The 16,228-nt window shown below is 37.9% G+C and carries 17 protein-coding genes; all 17 read left to right on the top strand.

The genetic code is table 11. The features are described 5' to 3' along the window. Positions 1–191 precede the first annotated feature (191 nt). The 17 genes from ACE199_RS04965 to ACE199_RS04885 all read left to right on the top strand — a co-directional run bounded on the left by ACE199_RS04965 (position 192) and on the right by ACE199_RS04885 (position 16,095). Positions 192–464, top strand: a complete 273-nt coding sequence (locus ACE199_RS04965) for an HU family DNA-binding protein (RefSeq protein ID WP_127761182.1) — start codon at positions 192–194, stop codon at positions 462–464. 332 nt (positions 465–796) lie between these two features. Continuing rightward, entirely contained in the window at positions 797–1,363 is a 567-nt protein-coding gene (gene folE / locus ACE199_RS04960) for a GTP cyclohydrolase I FolE (RefSeq protein ID WP_375348834.1), read from the top strand. A 21-nt stretch (positions 1,364–1,384) separates the two neighbouring features. After that, positions 1,385–1,618, top strand: a complete 234-nt coding sequence (mtrB, locus tag ACE199_RS04955) for a trp RNA-binding attenuation protein MtrB (RefSeq protein ID WP_127761180.1) — start codon at positions 1,385–1,387, stop codon at positions 1,616–1,618. Positions 1,619–2,067: 449 nt separating this feature from the next. Beyond that, the gene (locus tag ACE199_RS04950) at positions 2,068–2,892 is read left to right on the top strand and encodes a heptaprenyl diphosphate synthase component 1 (RefSeq protein WP_375348833.1); all 825 of its coding nucleotides are present in this window, start codon (positions 2,068–2,070) and stop codon (positions 2,890–2,892) included. Between the two features lie 3 nt (positions 2,893–2,895). Next, the gene (locus ACE199_RS04945) at positions 2,896–3,603 is read left to right on the top strand and encodes a demethylmenaquinone methyltransferase (RefSeq protein ID WP_375348832.1); all 708 of its coding nucleotides are present in this window, start codon (positions 2,896–2,898) and stop codon (positions 3,601–3,603) included. Positions 3,604–3,637: 34 nt separating this feature from the next. After that, the gene (hepT, locus tag ACE199_RS04940; RefSeq protein ID WP_375348831.1) at positions 3,638–4,600 is read left to right on the top strand and encodes a heptaprenyl diphosphate synthase component II; all 963 of its coding nucleotides are present in this window, start codon (positions 3,638–3,640) and stop codon (positions 4,598–4,600) included. Between the two features lie 106 nt (positions 4,601–4,706). Then, on the top strand, positions 4,707–5,153 hold the full coding sequence (ndk, locus tag ACE199_RS04935) for a nucleoside-diphosphate kinase (protein WP_119115347.1): 447 nt from the start codon (positions 4,707–4,709) through the stop codon (positions 5,151–5,153). A gap of 161 nt (positions 5,154–5,314) precedes the next feature. Beyond that, on the top strand, positions 5,315–6,091 hold the full coding sequence (locus tag ACE199_RS04930) for a CheR family methyltransferase (RefSeq protein ID WP_375348830.1): 777 nt from the start codon (positions 5,315–5,317) through the stop codon (positions 6,089–6,091). Positions 6,092–6,539: 448 nt separating this feature from the next. Further along, a complete protein-coding gene (aroC, locus tag ACE199_RS04925) occupies positions 6,540–7,712 on the top strand; it encodes a chorismate synthase (RefSeq protein WP_375348829.1) in 1,173 nt (390 codons plus the stop codon). A 3-nt stretch (positions 7,713–7,715) separates the two neighbouring features. After that, positions 7,716–8,801, top strand: a complete 1,086-nt coding sequence (gene aroB / locus ACE199_RS04920) for a 3-dehydroquinate synthase (protein WP_127761174.1) — start codon at positions 7,716–7,718, stop codon at positions 8,799–8,801. A 20-nt stretch (positions 8,802–8,821) separates the two neighbouring features. Further along, positions 8,822–9,184, top strand: a complete 363-nt coding sequence (aroH, locus tag ACE199_RS04915; RefSeq protein ID WP_127761173.1) for a chorismate mutase — start codon at positions 8,822–8,824, stop codon at positions 9,182–9,184. Between the two features lie 22 nt (positions 9,185–9,206). Beyond that, on the top strand, positions 9,207–10,304 hold the full coding sequence (gene hisC / locus ACE199_RS04910) for a histidinol-phosphate transaminase (RefSeq protein ID WP_375348828.1): 1,098 nt from the start codon (positions 9,207–9,209) through the stop codon (positions 10,302–10,304). Between the two features lie 223 nt (positions 10,305–10,527). Next, on the top strand, positions 10,528–11,631 hold the full coding sequence (locus ACE199_RS04905) for a prephenate dehydrogenase (RefSeq protein ID WP_375348827.1): 1,104 nt from the start codon (positions 10,528–10,530) through the stop codon (positions 11,629–11,631). Positions 11,632–11,668: 37 nt separating this feature from the next. After that, positions 11,669–12,940: a 3-phosphoshikimate 1-carboxyvinyltransferase gene (gene aroA, locus ACE199_RS04900; RefSeq protein WP_375348971.1), complete on the top strand. Its 1,272-nt coding sequence runs from the start codon at positions 11,669–11,671 to the stop codon at positions 12,938–12,940. Positions 12,941–13,564: 624 nt separating this feature from the next. Further along, a complete protein-coding gene (locus tag ACE199_RS04895) occupies positions 13,565–14,824 on the top strand; it encodes a tetratricopeptide repeat protein (protein ID WP_375348826.1) in 1,260 nt (419 codons plus the stop codon). A 56-nt stretch (positions 14,825–14,880) separates the two neighbouring features. Then, positions 14,881–15,432, top strand: coding sequence for a ReoY family proteolytic degradation factor (locus ACE199_RS04890; RefSeq protein WP_119115626.1), 552 nt, complete (start codon positions 14,881–14,883; stop codon positions 15,430–15,432). Positions 15,433–15,636: 204 nt separating this feature from the next. Next, entirely contained in the window at positions 15,637–16,095 is a 459-nt protein-coding gene (locus ACE199_RS04885; protein WP_375348825.1) for a YpiF family protein, read from the top strand. Positions 16,096–16,228 lie beyond the last annotated feature (133 nt).

The following is a 16,228-nucleotide window of genomic DNA, read 5'->3' as shown; positions in this document are numbered from 1 at the left end:
TAACAGCGATTTCGGCTAGTTTTAAATATTTAGCATAAATAATTTTTACGGAGTTTAACCAAAAATCCCCTAGTAAGCAGTTTGAGCTTTAAGGGAATATATAATCTATTTAGAATGGGTAACAAATCACTATTATGTCGTTGTAATAATGATTTTTTATAAAGATCCTTTTTTGGGAGGAGGTGAATGGCATGAACAAAACAGAACTAATTAATGAAGTTGTAGCAGCAACTGAAATTTCTAAGAAAGATGCTACAAAAGCTGTTGATGCTGTTTTTGATACAATCTTAGAAGCTTTAAAAAATGGAGATAAAGTTCAACTAATCGGTTTTGGAAACTTTGAAGTACGTGAACGTGCGGCTCGTAAAGGTCGTAATCCACAAACGGGTGAAGAAATTGAAATTGCAGCTAGTAAAGTGCCAGCTTTCAAACCTGGTAAGGCACTGAAAGATGCTGTGAAGTAAAATTATACATACGGGTGCTTACCGTGAAAAGGGACCGCGTGCGAACGCGGTCCCTTTTTTTGCTTTTCTATGTATGATAAGATAAAAGATGGTGTAAAAGAAAGTATAAACCTATTTGTTAGTTTTCGTTTATAATCTGTGGGATACCTTCGGATTTTCTATTTACGTACGCAGTACACAGCTTACCTTGGACCTTCTGTTTAGCCAGAGGAACAGGTTGTTACTTATACGATGGATTTAAACTTGTCAGCAACGTCGAAAGGAATTCTATGCAGCCAATTGATAAATGCTAATCATATAAAAAATTCATGGGTGTATTAGGAGGAAAAGTAATGGCAAATGTGAATCATGCCAAAATTGAAGAAGCAGTGAAGATGATTTTGGAAGCAGTTGGAGAAGATCCAGAGCGAGAAGGTTTACTTGATACTCCACAGCGAGTAGCGCGAATGTATGAAGAAATTTTCTCGGGTTTAAACCAAGATCCGAAAGAATGTTTCGAAACGGTTTTTGGAGAAGATCATGAGGAACTTGTGCTTGTGAAAGATATTCCTTTTTACTCAGTATGTGAGCATCATTTAGTTCCTTTTTACGGAAAAGCCCATGTTGCATACATTCCGAGAAATGGACGAGTGACAGGGTTGAGTAAATTAGCGCGTGCTGTAGAAGCGGTGTGCAGACGTCCGCAACTTCAAGAGCGAATTACAGCAACAGTTGTTGACTCGATTATGGATAAACTTGAACCGCACGGCGCAATGGTTGTTATTGAAGCAGAACATATGTGTATGACAATGCGCGGGGTGAAAAAGCCTGGTTCGAAAACGGTTACATCTGCTGTAAGAGGAGTATTTGCAGAAGACTATCGAATGCGAACGGAAGTATTAGCCTTTATTAAAGAGTGATAAAGTGGAGAGGATAAAAGTATGGAAAATAAAACGATTAATGAATTTGTAGTTATTAAAGCATTAGAAGATAGTGTAAATGTCATCGGGTTAACAAGAGGGACGGATACTAAATTTCATCATTCTGAAAAATTAGATTCTGGAGAAGTGATGATTGCTCAATTTACGGAGCATACCTCAGCCATTAAAATTAGAGGGGCTGCTAAAATTTATACAGCTTATGGCGAAGTAGAGAGTGAGTCTAAAAAAGGATAATTTAATCCTGAGTACTTGTACACCATTTATCCCACTCTTAACGGGCAGTAAGACCCCCACCTCAAGATTCAGGGTGAACAAGGAAGATAGGTGGGGAACAACTGCCCGTAAAGGTCCGATTGGTTCAACTAACCATCAGTGGGGATGGAGAAAACCCCCCACTGATGGAAGTTTCACTTTATCGTTTGATTCGTGACGAAAGTTTAGTTATTACAGTATAGAGGCATTCCATCTGATTGTTTTTATGGTATAATGGTGTGTGTTTTATACAAAATGTACAGATTAGACGAGTAATGAATTTTTGCGTCGGCCTTTATGTAAAGAACCTGATGAACGATTTCCTTTCATAGGCTGTGCGCTTTACTTAGTAGAATACTCCTTGCTGGCTTATTAGGGCAGAGGCGGGAATGCATTTAAAATTATCATTCGGGGATGCAGGGTGATCTCAATTGTTAAACATAATAAATGATGTAAAGGAATTACGGCAATTAATCGAAACAAAAGCCCATCATTCTTATTTACAAAAATATATAGAAGAGCCATTTGTTGATGAAGATAAGCTGCTGTTACTGTGGGGCTTGTTTAACGAATTGGAGATTTCAGACAATGAACGGAATCATTATATGCTGTCGACGATGCTTGTTCAAATTGCACTAGATACGCATGAAAAGGTATCGAATACAAATGTAATGGAGAGTCCGGGTTTACTTAAGAATCGTCAATTAACAGTTCTTGCTGGGGATTATTACAGTGGTCTGTATTATCAGGTGCTGGCGGAAGTGGGAAATATTAATATGATTCGTGCGCTATCGAGCGCTGTCAAAAAAATCAATGATCATAAAATTCTTTTGTATCAATATACGCTAAATAACATCCCTGCTTTGCTCAATAGCTTCCGGGCAGTAGAATCTTCGTTAATTTATAAAATAGCGGAATATTATCAAAAACCTGTTTGGATGAATGGAGCAGAGAATCTGCTGTTATTAAAACGATTGTATCGAGAAAAAGAGCAGTATCGGGAAACAGGACAATCTCTTCTTGTAGAAGGGATACGTCTCATTTTATTCCCTCATATAGCAATGGAAATAGAACTTTCTAAAGAACAAATGTCACAAGTGGAAAATACGATGGATTCTTGTATTGAGTATGCGATACAGTCTGTCAAACAGTCAAAAGGTGAACTTTCTTTAGCTAATGTGGAACTTCATCAGCGGATGGATGACATGTTATCGTTTACAGAGCTTAAAGTAAATTCATATGTGAAAGAAGGGTGAGCGATGGAACAGTCTAAAGAGCAAAAAGTTCATCATGTATTTGAGAAAATTTATGACAATTATGACACGATGAATTCAGTCATTAGCTTTCAACAACATGTTAAGTGGCGAAAAGTGACAATGAATAAGATGAAGGTTCCTAAAGGGGCTAAGGCGCTTGATCTTTGCTGCGGAACAGCAGATTGGACGATTGCACTTGCTGACGCGGTTGGAGAAACAGGGGAAGTATATGGCTTAGATTTTAGTAAAAATATGCTGAAAATCGGTAAAGAAAAAGTACAAAATCGTAAGCTTAATCAAGTAACATTATTGCATGGGAATGCGATGGATCTTCCGTTTCCTGACAATAGTTTTGATTACGTGACCATCGGGTTTGGACTTCGAAATGTACCGGATTATATGCAAGTCTTAAAAGAAATGAATAGAGTATTAAAGCCAGGAGGTATGGGAGTATGTCTGGAAACATCCCATCCAACTTTATTTGGCTTCAAGCAATTGTTCTCTTTTTATTTCCGTTTTATTATGCCGGTATTTGGGAAAATATTCGCTAAAAGTTATAATGAATATTCATGGTTGCAAGAATCAGCCCGAGATTTCCCAGGGATGAAAGAGCTTGAAAACATGTTCAAGCAAGCTGGTTTTGAGCAAGTGAGTTATAAGGCTCATACCGGCGGAGTAGCGGCAACTCATTTCGGGATTAAACCAAATTGAGCATGTTAGCAATGAACAAAGCTGGGTGGAATGTATGAAATATAAATTGAAGTATTCGTTTTTAAATTCTGATTTACAATTAGTTGAAAAAGAATTGGAAGCTGCTATTCATGCCGATTCAAATGTTTTGACAGAGGCATCCCTTCACTTGCTGCAATCGGGAGGGAAGCGAATCCGGCCTGTTTTTGTATTGCTAGCTGCAAGGTTTGGCGATTATGATATCCATGTTGTAAAGCATGTAGCAGCGACGCTGGAGTTGATTCATACCGCTTCATTAGTGCATGACGATGTTGTCGACGATGCCGATTTACGTCGTGGATCTGCGACGATTAAGTCTAAATGGGACAATCGTGTTGCTATGTATACGGGTGATTATATTTTTGCGCGGGCACTTGAAATGATGAGCGAGATTAACAATCCACGGGCACATCAGATTTTAGCGAATACTATGGTTGAACTATGTCTAGGGGAAATTGAACAAATTAAGGACAAATTTAATTTCGAACAAAATTGGCGGATTTATTTTAGAAGAATTAAACGGAAAACAGCCTTATTGATTGCCTCTAGTTGTCAATTAGGAGCTATTGCTACAGGGGCCGATGAATGGATACAAAGAAGGCTGTTTAGATTCGGTTATTATGTCGGGATGAGTTATCAAATCATGGATGACATCTTAGATTTTACCGCTTCAGAAGCAGAGCTTGGAAAACCTGCAGGCAGTGATTTGCTTCAAGGAAATATTACATTACCTGTATTAATTGCGATGAAAAATCCTGCTTTAAAGGAAATCATCAAAACGGTGCATGAGGAAATGTCGAAGGAAGATATGGGGGCAATTATTCAGGCTATTAAAGCATCCGGAGCCATCGAACAAGCCACAAGGATTAGTGATCAATATTTGGAAAAGGCTTTTAGAGAATTAGAAGGGTTACCTTCTAATAAAGCTCGGAAAACGCTGTCTCAAATTGCGCAAAACATTGGAAAAAGAAAGTTCTAGAGGTTTTTTATACTTAGAGTTGCGAAACTTAACAAATGATGATAAGATTTCTAGGTGATTGCCTGAAAAAGGCAAATAATTTTGATACATAGTAGGAGTGACTATAATGGAAAGAACATTTTTAATGGTAAAGCCTGACGGCGTACAACGTAATCTAATCGGAGAAATCGTTTCTCGTTTTGAAAAGAAAGGCTTCCAACTTGTAGGAGCTAAATTAATGCAAATTTCTCAAGAATTAGCTGAGCAACATTACGGTGAGCATAAAGAGCGTCCTTTCTTCGGCGAACTAGTTGATTTCATTACATCAGGCCCAGTATTTGCAATGGTATGGGAAGGTGAAAACGTTATCGCAACAGCTCGTCAAATGATGGGTGCTACAAACCCTAAAGATGCTGCTCCAGCAACAATCCGTGGTGATTTTGCAGCAACTGTTGGTAAAAACATTATTCACGGTTCTGATTCACCAGAAAGCGCAGTACGTGAAATTGGTTTATTCTTCAAAGAAGAAGAAGTAGTAGAATACTCTAAATTAATCAGCGAGTGGGTATACTAATTCAATGTATGGCAATCAAACAGGTTTTTCGTTCTAAACGAAAAACCTGTTTTTTTATGTCTTTTGGTACTTGATTATATTTAAATTAGTAAAGATTTGTATCTTTAAGCCGATATACACAATGAATAGTATACATAAAAATAGATGAAGGGGTCGGAGCGATGCCTCAAGGGTACGAAGAATTTACTCAAAATATAAAAAAACTAACAGGAGTTGATCTTTCCTTATATAAGGAAGGGCAGATGAAGCGAAGGCTTACTTCTCTTTACGAAAAAAAGGGATGTAAGTCGTTTCAAGAATATTTTCGAGTGATTCAGTCTAATCGTGAAGCATTGAATGAATTTTTAGATCGAATGACGATTAATGTATCTGAATTTTATCGAAATCAAAAACGATGGGAAGTATTAGAAAAGAAAATTCTGCCTTCACTTTTAGCTTCTTCAAAGAAATTAAAAGTTTGGAGCGCGGCTTGTTCGACAGGAGAAGAGCCTTATACGATTGCAATGATTTTATCCAACTTTATGCCGCTTCATCAAATTGATATTTTAGCGACAGATATTGATGAAAATGTGATTGCACGAGCTAAGCTAGGTTTGTATCCTGAACGTTCCTTGGCAGAGGTTCCTGCTAATATGAGGCAAAAATATTTTACACAAGAAGGAAGCGGCTTTTATAAAGTAGCAGATGAAATTAAACGAACAGTAACGTTTAAAAAACATAATTTGCTTGCGGACCGATTTGATGCGGGATACGATTTAATCGTTTGCCGTAATGTACTTATTTATTTTACAGAAGAAGCAAAGAACACGCTGTATGAGAAATTTAGTACGGCTTTGAAGAAAGATGGCGTGTTTTTTGTTGGAAGTACAGAGCAGATTTTTAATCCGATTAACTATCAATTAGAAACGCTTGATACATTCTTTTATAAAAAGATTTAATGAAAAAGGGCTGTCCGTTTTAAACGGAGGGCCCTTTTTGTTGGAGGCATTGTTAAACAATCATGTATGATCTCCTGCAAATCAACATGTCATATATATAAACTGCTAATCGACTTCTAGTACTCGTGCTTTATCCCTCGTTATATTAAAGCAATAGCGTTAATCAAATGAGTTAGCAATTAACACTGATGTTTAAATAAAGCTTTTTTGTTAAATAACGGTAGAAAGGGTAAGCTAGAAGCAGTTCATTTTGAGGTAATTGACTTAATATTCCGTAAAAGATAGGAGAGTTCGTGATTAAAATATATCGAAAAAAGTCGATAACGTGTAAAATAATATAAGGACGTAAAACAAAAAGTCATTTTGTTTCTTTCATATTCCCACTTTTCTTAAAATTGTGGTATATTGATACATACATCCTTTAAAGTGCTAAAAGGGGGCAAATCAAATGAGATATTTAACAGCTGGGGAATCACACGGTCCACAACTGACGACAATTATTGAAGGATTGCCGGCAGGAATGCCGATTGAAAATGTTGATATTAATGAACAATTGGCGCGTCGCCAAAAAGGACATGGCCGTGGCCGCAGAATGCAAATTGAAAAGGACACAGCGTTTATTTCGTCTGGAGTGAGACATGGCTATACGCTTGGATCACCAATTGCTTTAGTCGTTGAAAACGATGACTGGAAGCATTGGACAAAAATTATGGGCAGTGAAGGACTTACAGAAGAAGAAGCCGAAGAAATTAAACGAAAAATTACTCGTCCACGACCAGGTCATGCCGATCTGAATGGTGGAATTAAATATGGTCATCGCGATTTACGAAATGTATTAGAACGTTCATCAGCTCGTGAAACAACAGTTCGGGTAGCAGCGGGAGCGGTTGCTAAAAAATTATTATCTTTGCTTGGAATTGAAGTAGCTTCACATGTAGTAGAAATTGGAGGCATCAAGGCAAATCCAGCACCTTATGAAAGTATTCAACAATTGCAAGAAGTAACAGAAGCATCGCCTGTTCGTTGTTTTGATAAGGAAGTAGAACAACAAATGATGGATGCAATTGATGATGCGAAGAAAAAAGGCGATTCTATTGGTGGAATTGTCGAAGTGATTGTGGAAGGAATGCCTGTAGGTGTTGGAAGCTATGTGCATTATGATCGAAAACTTGATGCAAAGCTTGCAGCAGCTATCGTCGGGATTAACGCCTTTAAAGGTGTCGAAATTGGTTTAGGCTTTGAGGCAGCGCATCGCTTCGGCAGTGAAGTGCATGATGAAATTGCATGGGATAAGGAAAAAGGCTACTACCGTAAAACAAACCGTTTAGGCGGCTTTGAAGGTGGAATGACTACAGGAATGCCAATTGTTGTCCGCGGTGTGATGAAGCCGATTCCAACACTATATAAGCCATTAAAAAGCGTAGATATTGATACGAAAGAAGTATTTGAAGCAAGCGTTGAACGTTCAGATAGCTGTGCCGTGCCAGCAGCAGCAGTAGTGGCTGAAGCTGTCGTTGCATGGGAATTAGCAGTAGCGATTGTAGATCAATTCCCTTCCGATCGTTTTGATCAGTTAGCAGATTATTTGAAAGCGTACCGAGAAGAAGTGAAGGAGTTTTAATTCATGGAATCGATTACGGTTAAAACATCCTCTAAGCAATACCCAGTATTTATTGGGAAACAAGCAATCGATACATTGCCGCACTTCATCGAGAGTCATGTATCGAAAGCCAATAAAATTTTAATTATTACGGATGAAAAAGTGGCAACACTTCACTTAGAAGCTGTTCAAGCAGTGCTGTCGGCTACGGGTAAACAAGTGTTTACACATATTGTCCCACAAGGGGAATATGCGAAAACATTTGATGTGTATTATGAATGTCAAAGCTATTGTCTATCACAGCAACTCAATCGAAAGTCATTAATTATCGCTCTTGGAGGCGGTGCTGTCGGTGACCTTGCTGGTTTTGTTGCAGCTACATTTATGAGAGGCATTCCGTTTATTCAAGTGCCAACGACATTGCTTGCTCATGATAGTGCTGTCGGTGGGAAAGTAGCGATTAATCATCCGCTTGGTAAAAATATGATTGGTGCTTTCTTTCAACCGGAAGCAGTCATTTATGATTTGAACTTTCTTGCAACATTACCCGAGCAGGAATTACGATCAGGTTTTGCGGAAGTGATTAAGCATTCCTTAATTGCAGATAGAGAATTCTATCATTGGTTAATGACAAATATTCAAGATTTGACGAAGATTACCGATGAACAATTCTTCAAGATGATTAAAAGAGGAATTGAGATTAAAGCAGCGGTTGTGGAAGAAGATGAGAAAGAAAATGGCGTACGTGCCTATTTGAATTTTGGACACACTCTCGGGCATGCAGTAGAGGCTTCGATGGGGTATGGTAAGTTTACACATGGTGAATCGGTGTTAATTGGGATGGTATACGCGCTTAAACTAAGCCAGAAAAAGCAACAGCTTGTATTTGATTACAATTCTTTTGTGGAGTGGGTTCAAGCGTTGGGGTATCGAACAACGATTCCGAAGCATCTGAAGATTGAGCCGTTATTACAGCTCATGAAAACGGATAAAAAATCTGTTACCAATTCAGCGACATTCGTTCTTTTAGAACAGGTTGGTGCACCGTTATTAACGGAAATGGCGGATGAAGACCTATTAAATGAAATGGCGAATTTCATCGAAAGATAATAGGAGAGGACGGAGAAATAGTGATTAGAGGGATAAGAGGTGCAACGACGGTCGAACATGATACAGAAACCGAAGTAATGGCTGCGGTTGAAGAATTAATGGCTGAGATGATTGCGGCAAATGATATTGACCCTGAGATGGTTGCTTCTGTATTTTTTTCTGCAACGGATGACATTAGCTCTGTCTTCCCAGCAAAGGCGTTACGAAATATAGAAGGCTGGAGATATGTTCCCGTTACTTGTATGGCTGAAATTGCAGTCGAAGGGGCCTTAACATCTTGTATTCGAGTAATGCTGCATGTCAATACGACGAAATCTCAACGAGAGATTCAACATATTTATCAAGCTGGTGCAAAAGTGTTGCGACCAGATTTAGCGGAATAATTCATTTATAGAGGTGAGCGTAATGAAATGGAATAAGGCAGTGCTTTCTTTAAAGCCTTACCAACCTGGTAAATCAACAGATGAAGTAAAACGTCAATATGGACTTAAAAAAATTGTGAAATTAGCTTCCAATGAAAACCCTTTTGGTTGTTCAGAACAAGTAAAGAAAAGTATTCAAGAATTTAATAAATCTTTTGCTATTTATCCAGATGGCTATGCAACCGTGCTTCGTTCAGAGGTTGCTAAGCATACTGGAGTTAAAGAAACAGAGCTTATTTTTGGAAATGGATCAGATGAAAATATCCAAATTATTTCACGAAGCTTACTTGGACCGGGGAAAAATACAGTAGCTGCTACAGGAACATTCTCACAGTATCGTCATAATGCAACTCTTGAAGGGGCGGAAGTGCGTGAAGTACCTCATGCGGATGGCGACCATGATTTAGATGCTATGCTTGCAGCTATTGATGAAAATACGGCTGTCGTTTGGGTATGTACACCGAACAATCCAACAGGAAAGTATATTCCAGAACAAAAGCTGCGTTCTTTCTTAGATCAAGTACCTGAAGATGTACTTGTTGTGTTAGACGAAGCATATTCTGAATATGTTGTGGCAGAGGATTATCCACGAACAAATCATTGGCATGATACATATAAAAATATTATTGTGCTACGTACTTTTTCAAAAGCTTATGGTTTGGCAAGTCTTCGCGTAGGGTATGGAATTGCTTGTGAAGAGATTATTCAAAGATTAGAGCCTGCACGTGAGCCATTCAATGTTAATACATTAGGGCAAATAGCGGCTGTTGCGGCTCTTTCTGACCAAGAATTTATCGAAACGTGTCGTGTGGCAAATCGAAAAGGTATGGAGCAGTATTACCAATTCTGTGAACAGGAAAATCTATCGTATTATCCTTCACAAGGAAATTTCATTTTCATACATTTTAAACAAGATGCGGATGAGGTTTTCCAATATTTGCTTGAGCGTGGTTTTATTGCTCGTTCTGGTAAATCATTTGGTTTCCCAACTAGCTTGCGTGTAACGGTTGGTTCTCAAGAAGAAAATGCAGGTATGATTGAAGCTATTAAAGGGTTTTTGCGTGCCGCTTCAGAGAAATAACTAAGGGAAGCCTCCAAGTCTAATAGATGGTTATTGTAAATCATTTTGTAAATCGAACTTAATCATGTTTTACAATATAGCCAAATATATAGAAAAAAGCGACGAAGTGGTTCTCGAGTAGATGAGCCACTAGTCGTCATGATATTTATACTATCGTCGAATGTTCAGGATTTCTAAACAAAGGGCATTTGAACGGGCAGTATAAAAAGCGGAGGGAAGCAACGTGAATGGTAAGGTTTTTATAATTGGTCTTGGCCTAATCGGCGGGTCGTTAGCAATGGCTATTCGTCAAGCTCATGAAAGTGTTCATATTGTTGGTTACGATGTGAATGAAAGTAATATTCAGCTCGCTAAATTACTAGGCATTGTAGATGATTCTGTTGATTCCATTGCAGAAGGTGTTCTTGAGGCGGACTTAATCTTACTTGCTGTTCCGGTTGAACAAACAGAAAAAATTGTTATACAATTAGCGGATATGAAGCTGAAAGATGATGTGATTGTAACAGATGCGGGCAGTACAAAAAGTACCGTCGTTGAAGCGGCAAAGCATCTAATGAATCGAGGCATTACTTTTATTGGCGGTCATCCGATGGCAGGGTCACATAAAAGTGGGGCTGGGGCGGCTAAACCGCATTTATTTGAAAATGCTTTTTATTTATTAACACCTTCAGATGACCACCATACGAAGGAAATTAATCAATTGAAGGAATGGTTAAAAGGGACAAAAGCGAACTTTTTAGTTGTTAGTCCTCATACGCATGATTGGTTAACAGGTGTCATTAGTCATTTTCCGCATATTGTTGCCGCGGGACTTGTTAAGCAGGCGCAAACATATAGCGAAGAAAATGAGCTTGTTGCGCGATTAGCGGCTGGAGGTTTTCGCGATATTACAAGGATTGCTTCAAGCAGTCCAGAAATGTGGCGCGATATTCTTTTACATAACCGCGATGTTCTGTTAAATCTAATGGATGATTGGATAACGGAAATGACCAATATTAAAGAGCTTGTATCGAATCGAGATAGCGAAGAGATTTACCGCTTTTTCGCTGAGGCGAAGGTATTTCGTGATGATATGCCCATTCATGCAAAAGGCGCTATTCCTGCCTATTATGATTTATATGTCGATATTCCAGATACGCCAGGTAGTATATCAGAAATTACTGGCTTATTAGCGCAAAAAGGGATTAGTATTACGAATATTCGTATTATCGAGACGCGAGAAGAGATTTATGGAGTACTCGTTATTAGCTTCCAAAACGAAGAGGATCGTTTAAGAGCAGCAGAAGCTATTGGAAACTATACGACTTATGAAACGATTTTGGCGTAATTTTTAAAAAGTAAAGGGTGATTGCGTGAATACAAAAATATTGCAAACAGACATACAATCATTACGTGGAGAAATTGCCGTTCCGGGCGACAAATCTGTCTCGCATCGTTCCATTATGTTTGGAGCCCTTGCTAATGGAGAAACAATTGTTACAAACTTTCTTCCTGGTGCAGACTGCTTAAGTACAATCGCTTGTTTTCAAAAGATGGGGATTACGATTGAACAGACGGGCAAGCAGGTTCGTGTGATGGGAAAAGGGTTTAAGGGATTAACGGAACCAAGTGAAATTCTCGACGTTGGTAATTCTGGAACTACAATACGATTGATGATGGGGATTTTAGCTGGACAAGACTTCTCCGCTGTATTAGCAGGTGATCATTCGATTGCCAAGCGAACAATGAAGCGAGTTGTTGAACCGCTTCGAGAAATGGGCGCTGTTATTGATGGTAGAAATAATGGGGAATTCACTCCGCTTCACATTCGTGGAGGAAGTTTAAAACCAATTCGCTATAAGCTTCCAGTTGCTAGTGCTCAAGTAAAATCTGCTATTTTGTTAGCAGGCTTGCAGGCTGAAGGAGAAACGGTCGTTATTGAGCCAGAAGAAACGCGTGACCATACAGAGCGAATGATTCGTCAATTTGGCGGACAAGTGGTAAAAGAAGGTCAAGAGATTAAAGTGCAAGGTAATCAAGTGCTCACAGGTACTGAAATTTATGTGCCGGGAGATATTTCATCTGCTGCTTTCTTCATGGTCGCTGCCGCTATTACACCAAATAGCGAAGTAGTGTTGAAAAATGTCGGACTTAATCCGACACGAGTAGGAATTATTGAAGTTATGCAAAAGATGGGGGCGGATATTACGGTTGAAGAGCTTCCGTCAAAAGGTGAACCAATCGGTACGATTACCGTTCGCAGTTCGAAGCTTAAAGGCACGACGGTAAGTGGAGAGTTAATCCCACGTTTAATTGATGAAATCCCTATTATCGCTCTTTTAGCAACACAAGCTGAAGGTACGACCGTTATACAAGATGCAGCTGAATTGAAAGTGAAAGAAACGAATCGTATTGACACAGTTGCTCATGAGTTATCGATATTAGGGGCGGATGTGAAACCGACGGATGATGGTTTAATTATTCAAGGCGGCACACCGCTTCACGGTGGAGAGGTAACGAGTCATGGTGACCATCGAATCGGCATGATGCTTGCTGTTGCTGGTTTAATTGCTAAAGGGAAAATTGAATTGCATGACCCTGCTGCAATTAATGTATCTTATCCAGAGTTTTTCGAGCATTTAGGACAGTTGATTTAAAGATGGTGTATGAGTTGAGCCACGTCCTTCATGTAGGATAGCTATAGATGCCCTTCCTAATTGATTTGCTGAAATCAATTGGGAGGGGTTTTTATGTGCCTGCTTCTATATACGATATAACAACTAGCACAAAAAGTATGTGCATCCAATCGAGAATAAGCTGAAAATATGGTTCAAATAGCGAAAAATGTAGAAAACGTATCACATATTGCCGAGATTTTACATGATAGTGTAAGTGCATGTACTGTATAGTACGGCAATCTTAGTTAAAATAGGCCAAAATTCAACAAGATTATATAATAAATGATAGAATCTTAATTTTTAACACCCACTGTAAAATACATGTTTACGATGGGTTTTCTTTATCTGACTGGAAAATTTTAAAAAAAATCACTTTTAATAGAAAAAGGAGAATGAGTATTAGGTGGAGAATGTTATTTTAATCCTTTTTTTAAGTAAGCGATGCTGAACAGCGTACGAAAGTGCGGTTTCACAAGAGATGAGCTAAAGCAAAAAGTTGTGTGTACTCGTAAGGAGTCCAGCAACCGAGAATGGAAATAAACGATATGTATGTGATAAACTAAGGACGGTTTGATTAATGAGCGATAAAGGAAGGAAATATGTATGAGTTCAGTGGATAAAGTGTTACAACTTTTAAAAAAAGGGGAATTAACCGAAGCAACTTCACATATAAATCGAATAACAACAATGGAATCAGCGGAGAATATATTATCATTAGCTGAAGAAATTTCTCAATTAGGGTTCTTGGATGAAGCGAAGAGATTGTATGAACATTTGCTTCAATTATATCCAGGAGAAGGAGAATTGCTTATTTCGATTGCTGAGATTTTAATTGACAGTGATCAAGAAGACGAGGCAATGCTAATGCTTGAACAAATAAGCTCCGATGATGAGATGTATCCAAGTGCTCTTCTTTTGGAAGCAGATTTGTATCAGTTGCAGGGAATGGATGAAGTAAGTGAAAGAAAGTTGCTTCAAGCAAAAGACTTACTGCCTAGTGAGAGTATTATTGATTTTGCCCTAGGAGAGTTATATTATCAGCAAGGAAGAAATCAAGAAGCCATTTCAGCATACATAAAGGTATTAGAACATGAGGAAGAAATTGGTGGAGTGAATCTAAATCAACGTCTTGCTGAAGCATTAAGTGGGGCAGGAAAGTTCGAAGAGGCACTTCCATACTTTGAGAAGGCACTCGAAAATCATTTGGAAATTAATACGTTATTTGAGTATGCGCTGACTGCTTATCAAGCGGGAATGTATCAAACAGCCATCCAGAAATTTGTCGAATTGAAGGAGCTAGATCGTGAATATCACTCGATGTATTTATATTTAGCTCGTGCTTATGAACATCTTGAAAATGTTGACGAAGCACTAAAGACAGTAAAAGAAGGAATTCGAGCAGACGAGTATAATAAAGAGCTGTATTTCTTTGGCGGCAAGCTTGCTTTGAAAAAAGGATTAGACGAAGAAGCGGAAGAATTCTTCAAAGAAGCGTTAGCGCTTGACCCAGGTTATTTAGAAGCGACTCTTACTTTATTAAAATTGTATATGCATCAAGAAAAGTATGAAGATGCGCTTGAATGTATGGAAGAAGTGCGAAAATACGGTGAAGATGACCCTCAATTTGATTGGATTGAAGCTGTCAGTTATCAAAAATTAGAACAATATGAAAAGGCATTAAATAGTTATAGTAAAGCATATAATGCATTTAAGCACAATGAAGATTTCTTAGAGGATTATGGTTTCTTTTTAGTAGAAGAAGGAGACCGTACTACAGCCAGAGAAGTATTTACTACATTACTTCAAAGCAATCCTGCTAATGATGAATATGTACAAATCTTAGAGAGACTTCATGAGAACTAGGGAGAAGATACGAAGCCGAAATGAAAAAAATATCAAGACAGAGGAGGGAATTCATGATGGCTGCCCCTGTTTCTGTGAACGAGAAGAAGGATTTTATTCGCTGGTTTTTAAATCATTATCAATTGAAGCGTAGGGAATGTGTGTGGATTTTAAACTATTTGATGAGTCATGATCAATTGATGAAGAAAGTGCATTTTGTTGAAAGTGCCCAATACTGTCCGCGTGGATTGATTATGTCGACTCATTGTGTCGATGAAGTACCATTTAGATTTTATAAAGCTAATATTATGACTACAGATGCTGAAAAATCTTTTCATGATATTCGACTAAACCGTGATGAAGAAATTTTTATTCAACTTAATTTTAAGTCTGCCTACTCCTCTCATCAATATGCGGCAGTGTTAGAAGAAAATCCTTATATGCCTAAATCCAAAATTGCTAATGAAAAAGATCAACAGCTAGTTGAACAATTTTTAGAAAACAGTATCGTCTCTTTCCAAAGGGAGCGCCTCCTTAAAAAGATTGATGAAGCACTTGATCAGCATGATGAAGAAGCGTTTAAGAGTTTAACGAAAAAACTTCATTCTTTAAAAGTTGACTTAAAATGATAATGAACGCCTTTCCGTTTATCGGAAAGGTTTTTTTATTGTATCGCTTTGTTTCAATAACATTGTGGAATATTATTGGAGTCTAATGATAAAAACTGGTTTTTTGTAAATAATAAGGATATATAGTAAAGATATTCCACTTAAACAAAAGATGATACAATAAAAAGGAGTTGATTATACAAAAATTGGGAGTGGTGAATCGGTATGAAATGGAATGCAACAGATGTCGAATTATATATAACAGCTAAAGAATATGTGGATACGGCGTTAGTGCCGCTTATTCCAATTTCCTTTGATGATCGAATGAAACAAGTATCATCTATGAGTGAATTTCTATCCATTTTAAGTACGGAAATTGAAAAAAAATTTAAAGGTCGTATTTTATTAATTCCGACGTTTCATTATGTAATGGATGACGAAAAAAAGGTCGAAGGATTACAAATTTGGGAAAGGAAATTACAGCAAGCCGAATTTAACCACATTTTTTTCTTAACATCCGATATTAACTGGAAAAAAGAGGAGAGTTATCTGTCTAGTTCACTCGTTTGGATTCCAGCTATTAACTTAGAATCCTTGCCGATGGAACAGGCTAGAGAGGTAATGAAACAACAAGTAGAACAGATTATTTCCTTATTTATGAATAGATGGAAAGATGGGTATTAAGAGGATTTTTTTTGATTTTTCCAAAACATTTGGTATCTTTTGGAATTTCCAAATATTGACCTTGGTAAATTATTGATATATCATGGAATTGTCCTAGTTTTATAGTGTTACTATGAATGGGTCTATTTGACTC

Source organism: Peribacillus sp. Hz7 (genome assembly GCF_042136355.1).
Classification (GTDB): Bacteria; Bacillota; Bacilli; order Bacillales; family DSM-1321; genus Peribacillus; species Peribacillus asahii_A.
The sequence above is the reverse complement of the archived record's forward strand: the minus strand, read 5'-3'. Positions and strand labels throughout refer to the sequence as shown.

Coding starts and splice junctions, on each gene's coding strand:
- ACE199_RS04965 (WP_127761182.1), top strand. CDS start 192: ATGAACAAAACAGAACTAATTAATGAAGTTGTAGCAGCAACTGAAATT.
- folE (WP_375348834.1), top strand. CDS start 797: ATGGCAAATGTGAATCATGCCAAAATTGAAGAAGCAGTGAAGATGATT.
- mtrB (WP_127761180.1), top strand. CDS start 1,385: ATGGAAAATAAAACGATTAATGAATTTGTAGTTATTAAAGCATTAGAA.
- ACE199_RS04945 (WP_375348832.1), top strand. CDS start 2,896: ATGGAACAGTCTAAAGAGCAAAAAGTTCATCATGTATTTGAGAAAATT.
- hepT (WP_375348831.1), top strand. CDS start 3,638: ATGAAATATAAATTGAAGTATTCGTTTTTAAATTCTGATTTACAATTA.
- ndk (WP_119115347.1), top strand. CDS start 4,707: ATGGAAAGAACATTTTTAATGGTAAAGCCTGACGGCGTACAACGTAAT.
- ACE199_RS04930 (WP_375348830.1), top strand. CDS start 5,315: ATGCCTCAAGGGTACGAAGAATTTACTCAAAATATAAAAAAACTAACA.
- aroC (WP_375348829.1), top strand. CDS start 6,540: ATGAGATATTTAACAGCTGGGGAATCACACGGTCCACAACTGACGACA.
- aroB (WP_127761174.1), top strand. CDS start 7,716: ATGGAATCGATTACGGTTAAAACATCCTCTAAGCAATACCCAGTATTT.
- hisC (WP_375348828.1), top strand. CDS start 9,207: ATGAAATGGAATAAGGCAGTGCTTTCTTTAAAGCCTTACCAACCTGGT.
- ACE199_RS04895 (WP_375348826.1), top strand. CDS start 13,565: ATGAGTTCAGTGGATAAAGTGTTACAACTTTTAAAAAAAGGGGAATTA.
- ACE199_RS04890 (WP_119115626.1), top strand. CDS start 14,881: ATGGCTGCCCCTGTTTCTGTGAACGAGAAGAAGGATTTTATTCGCTGG.
- ACE199_RS04885 (WP_375348825.1), top strand. CDS start 15,637: ATGAAATGGAATGCAACAGATGTCGAATTATATATAACAGCTAAAGAA.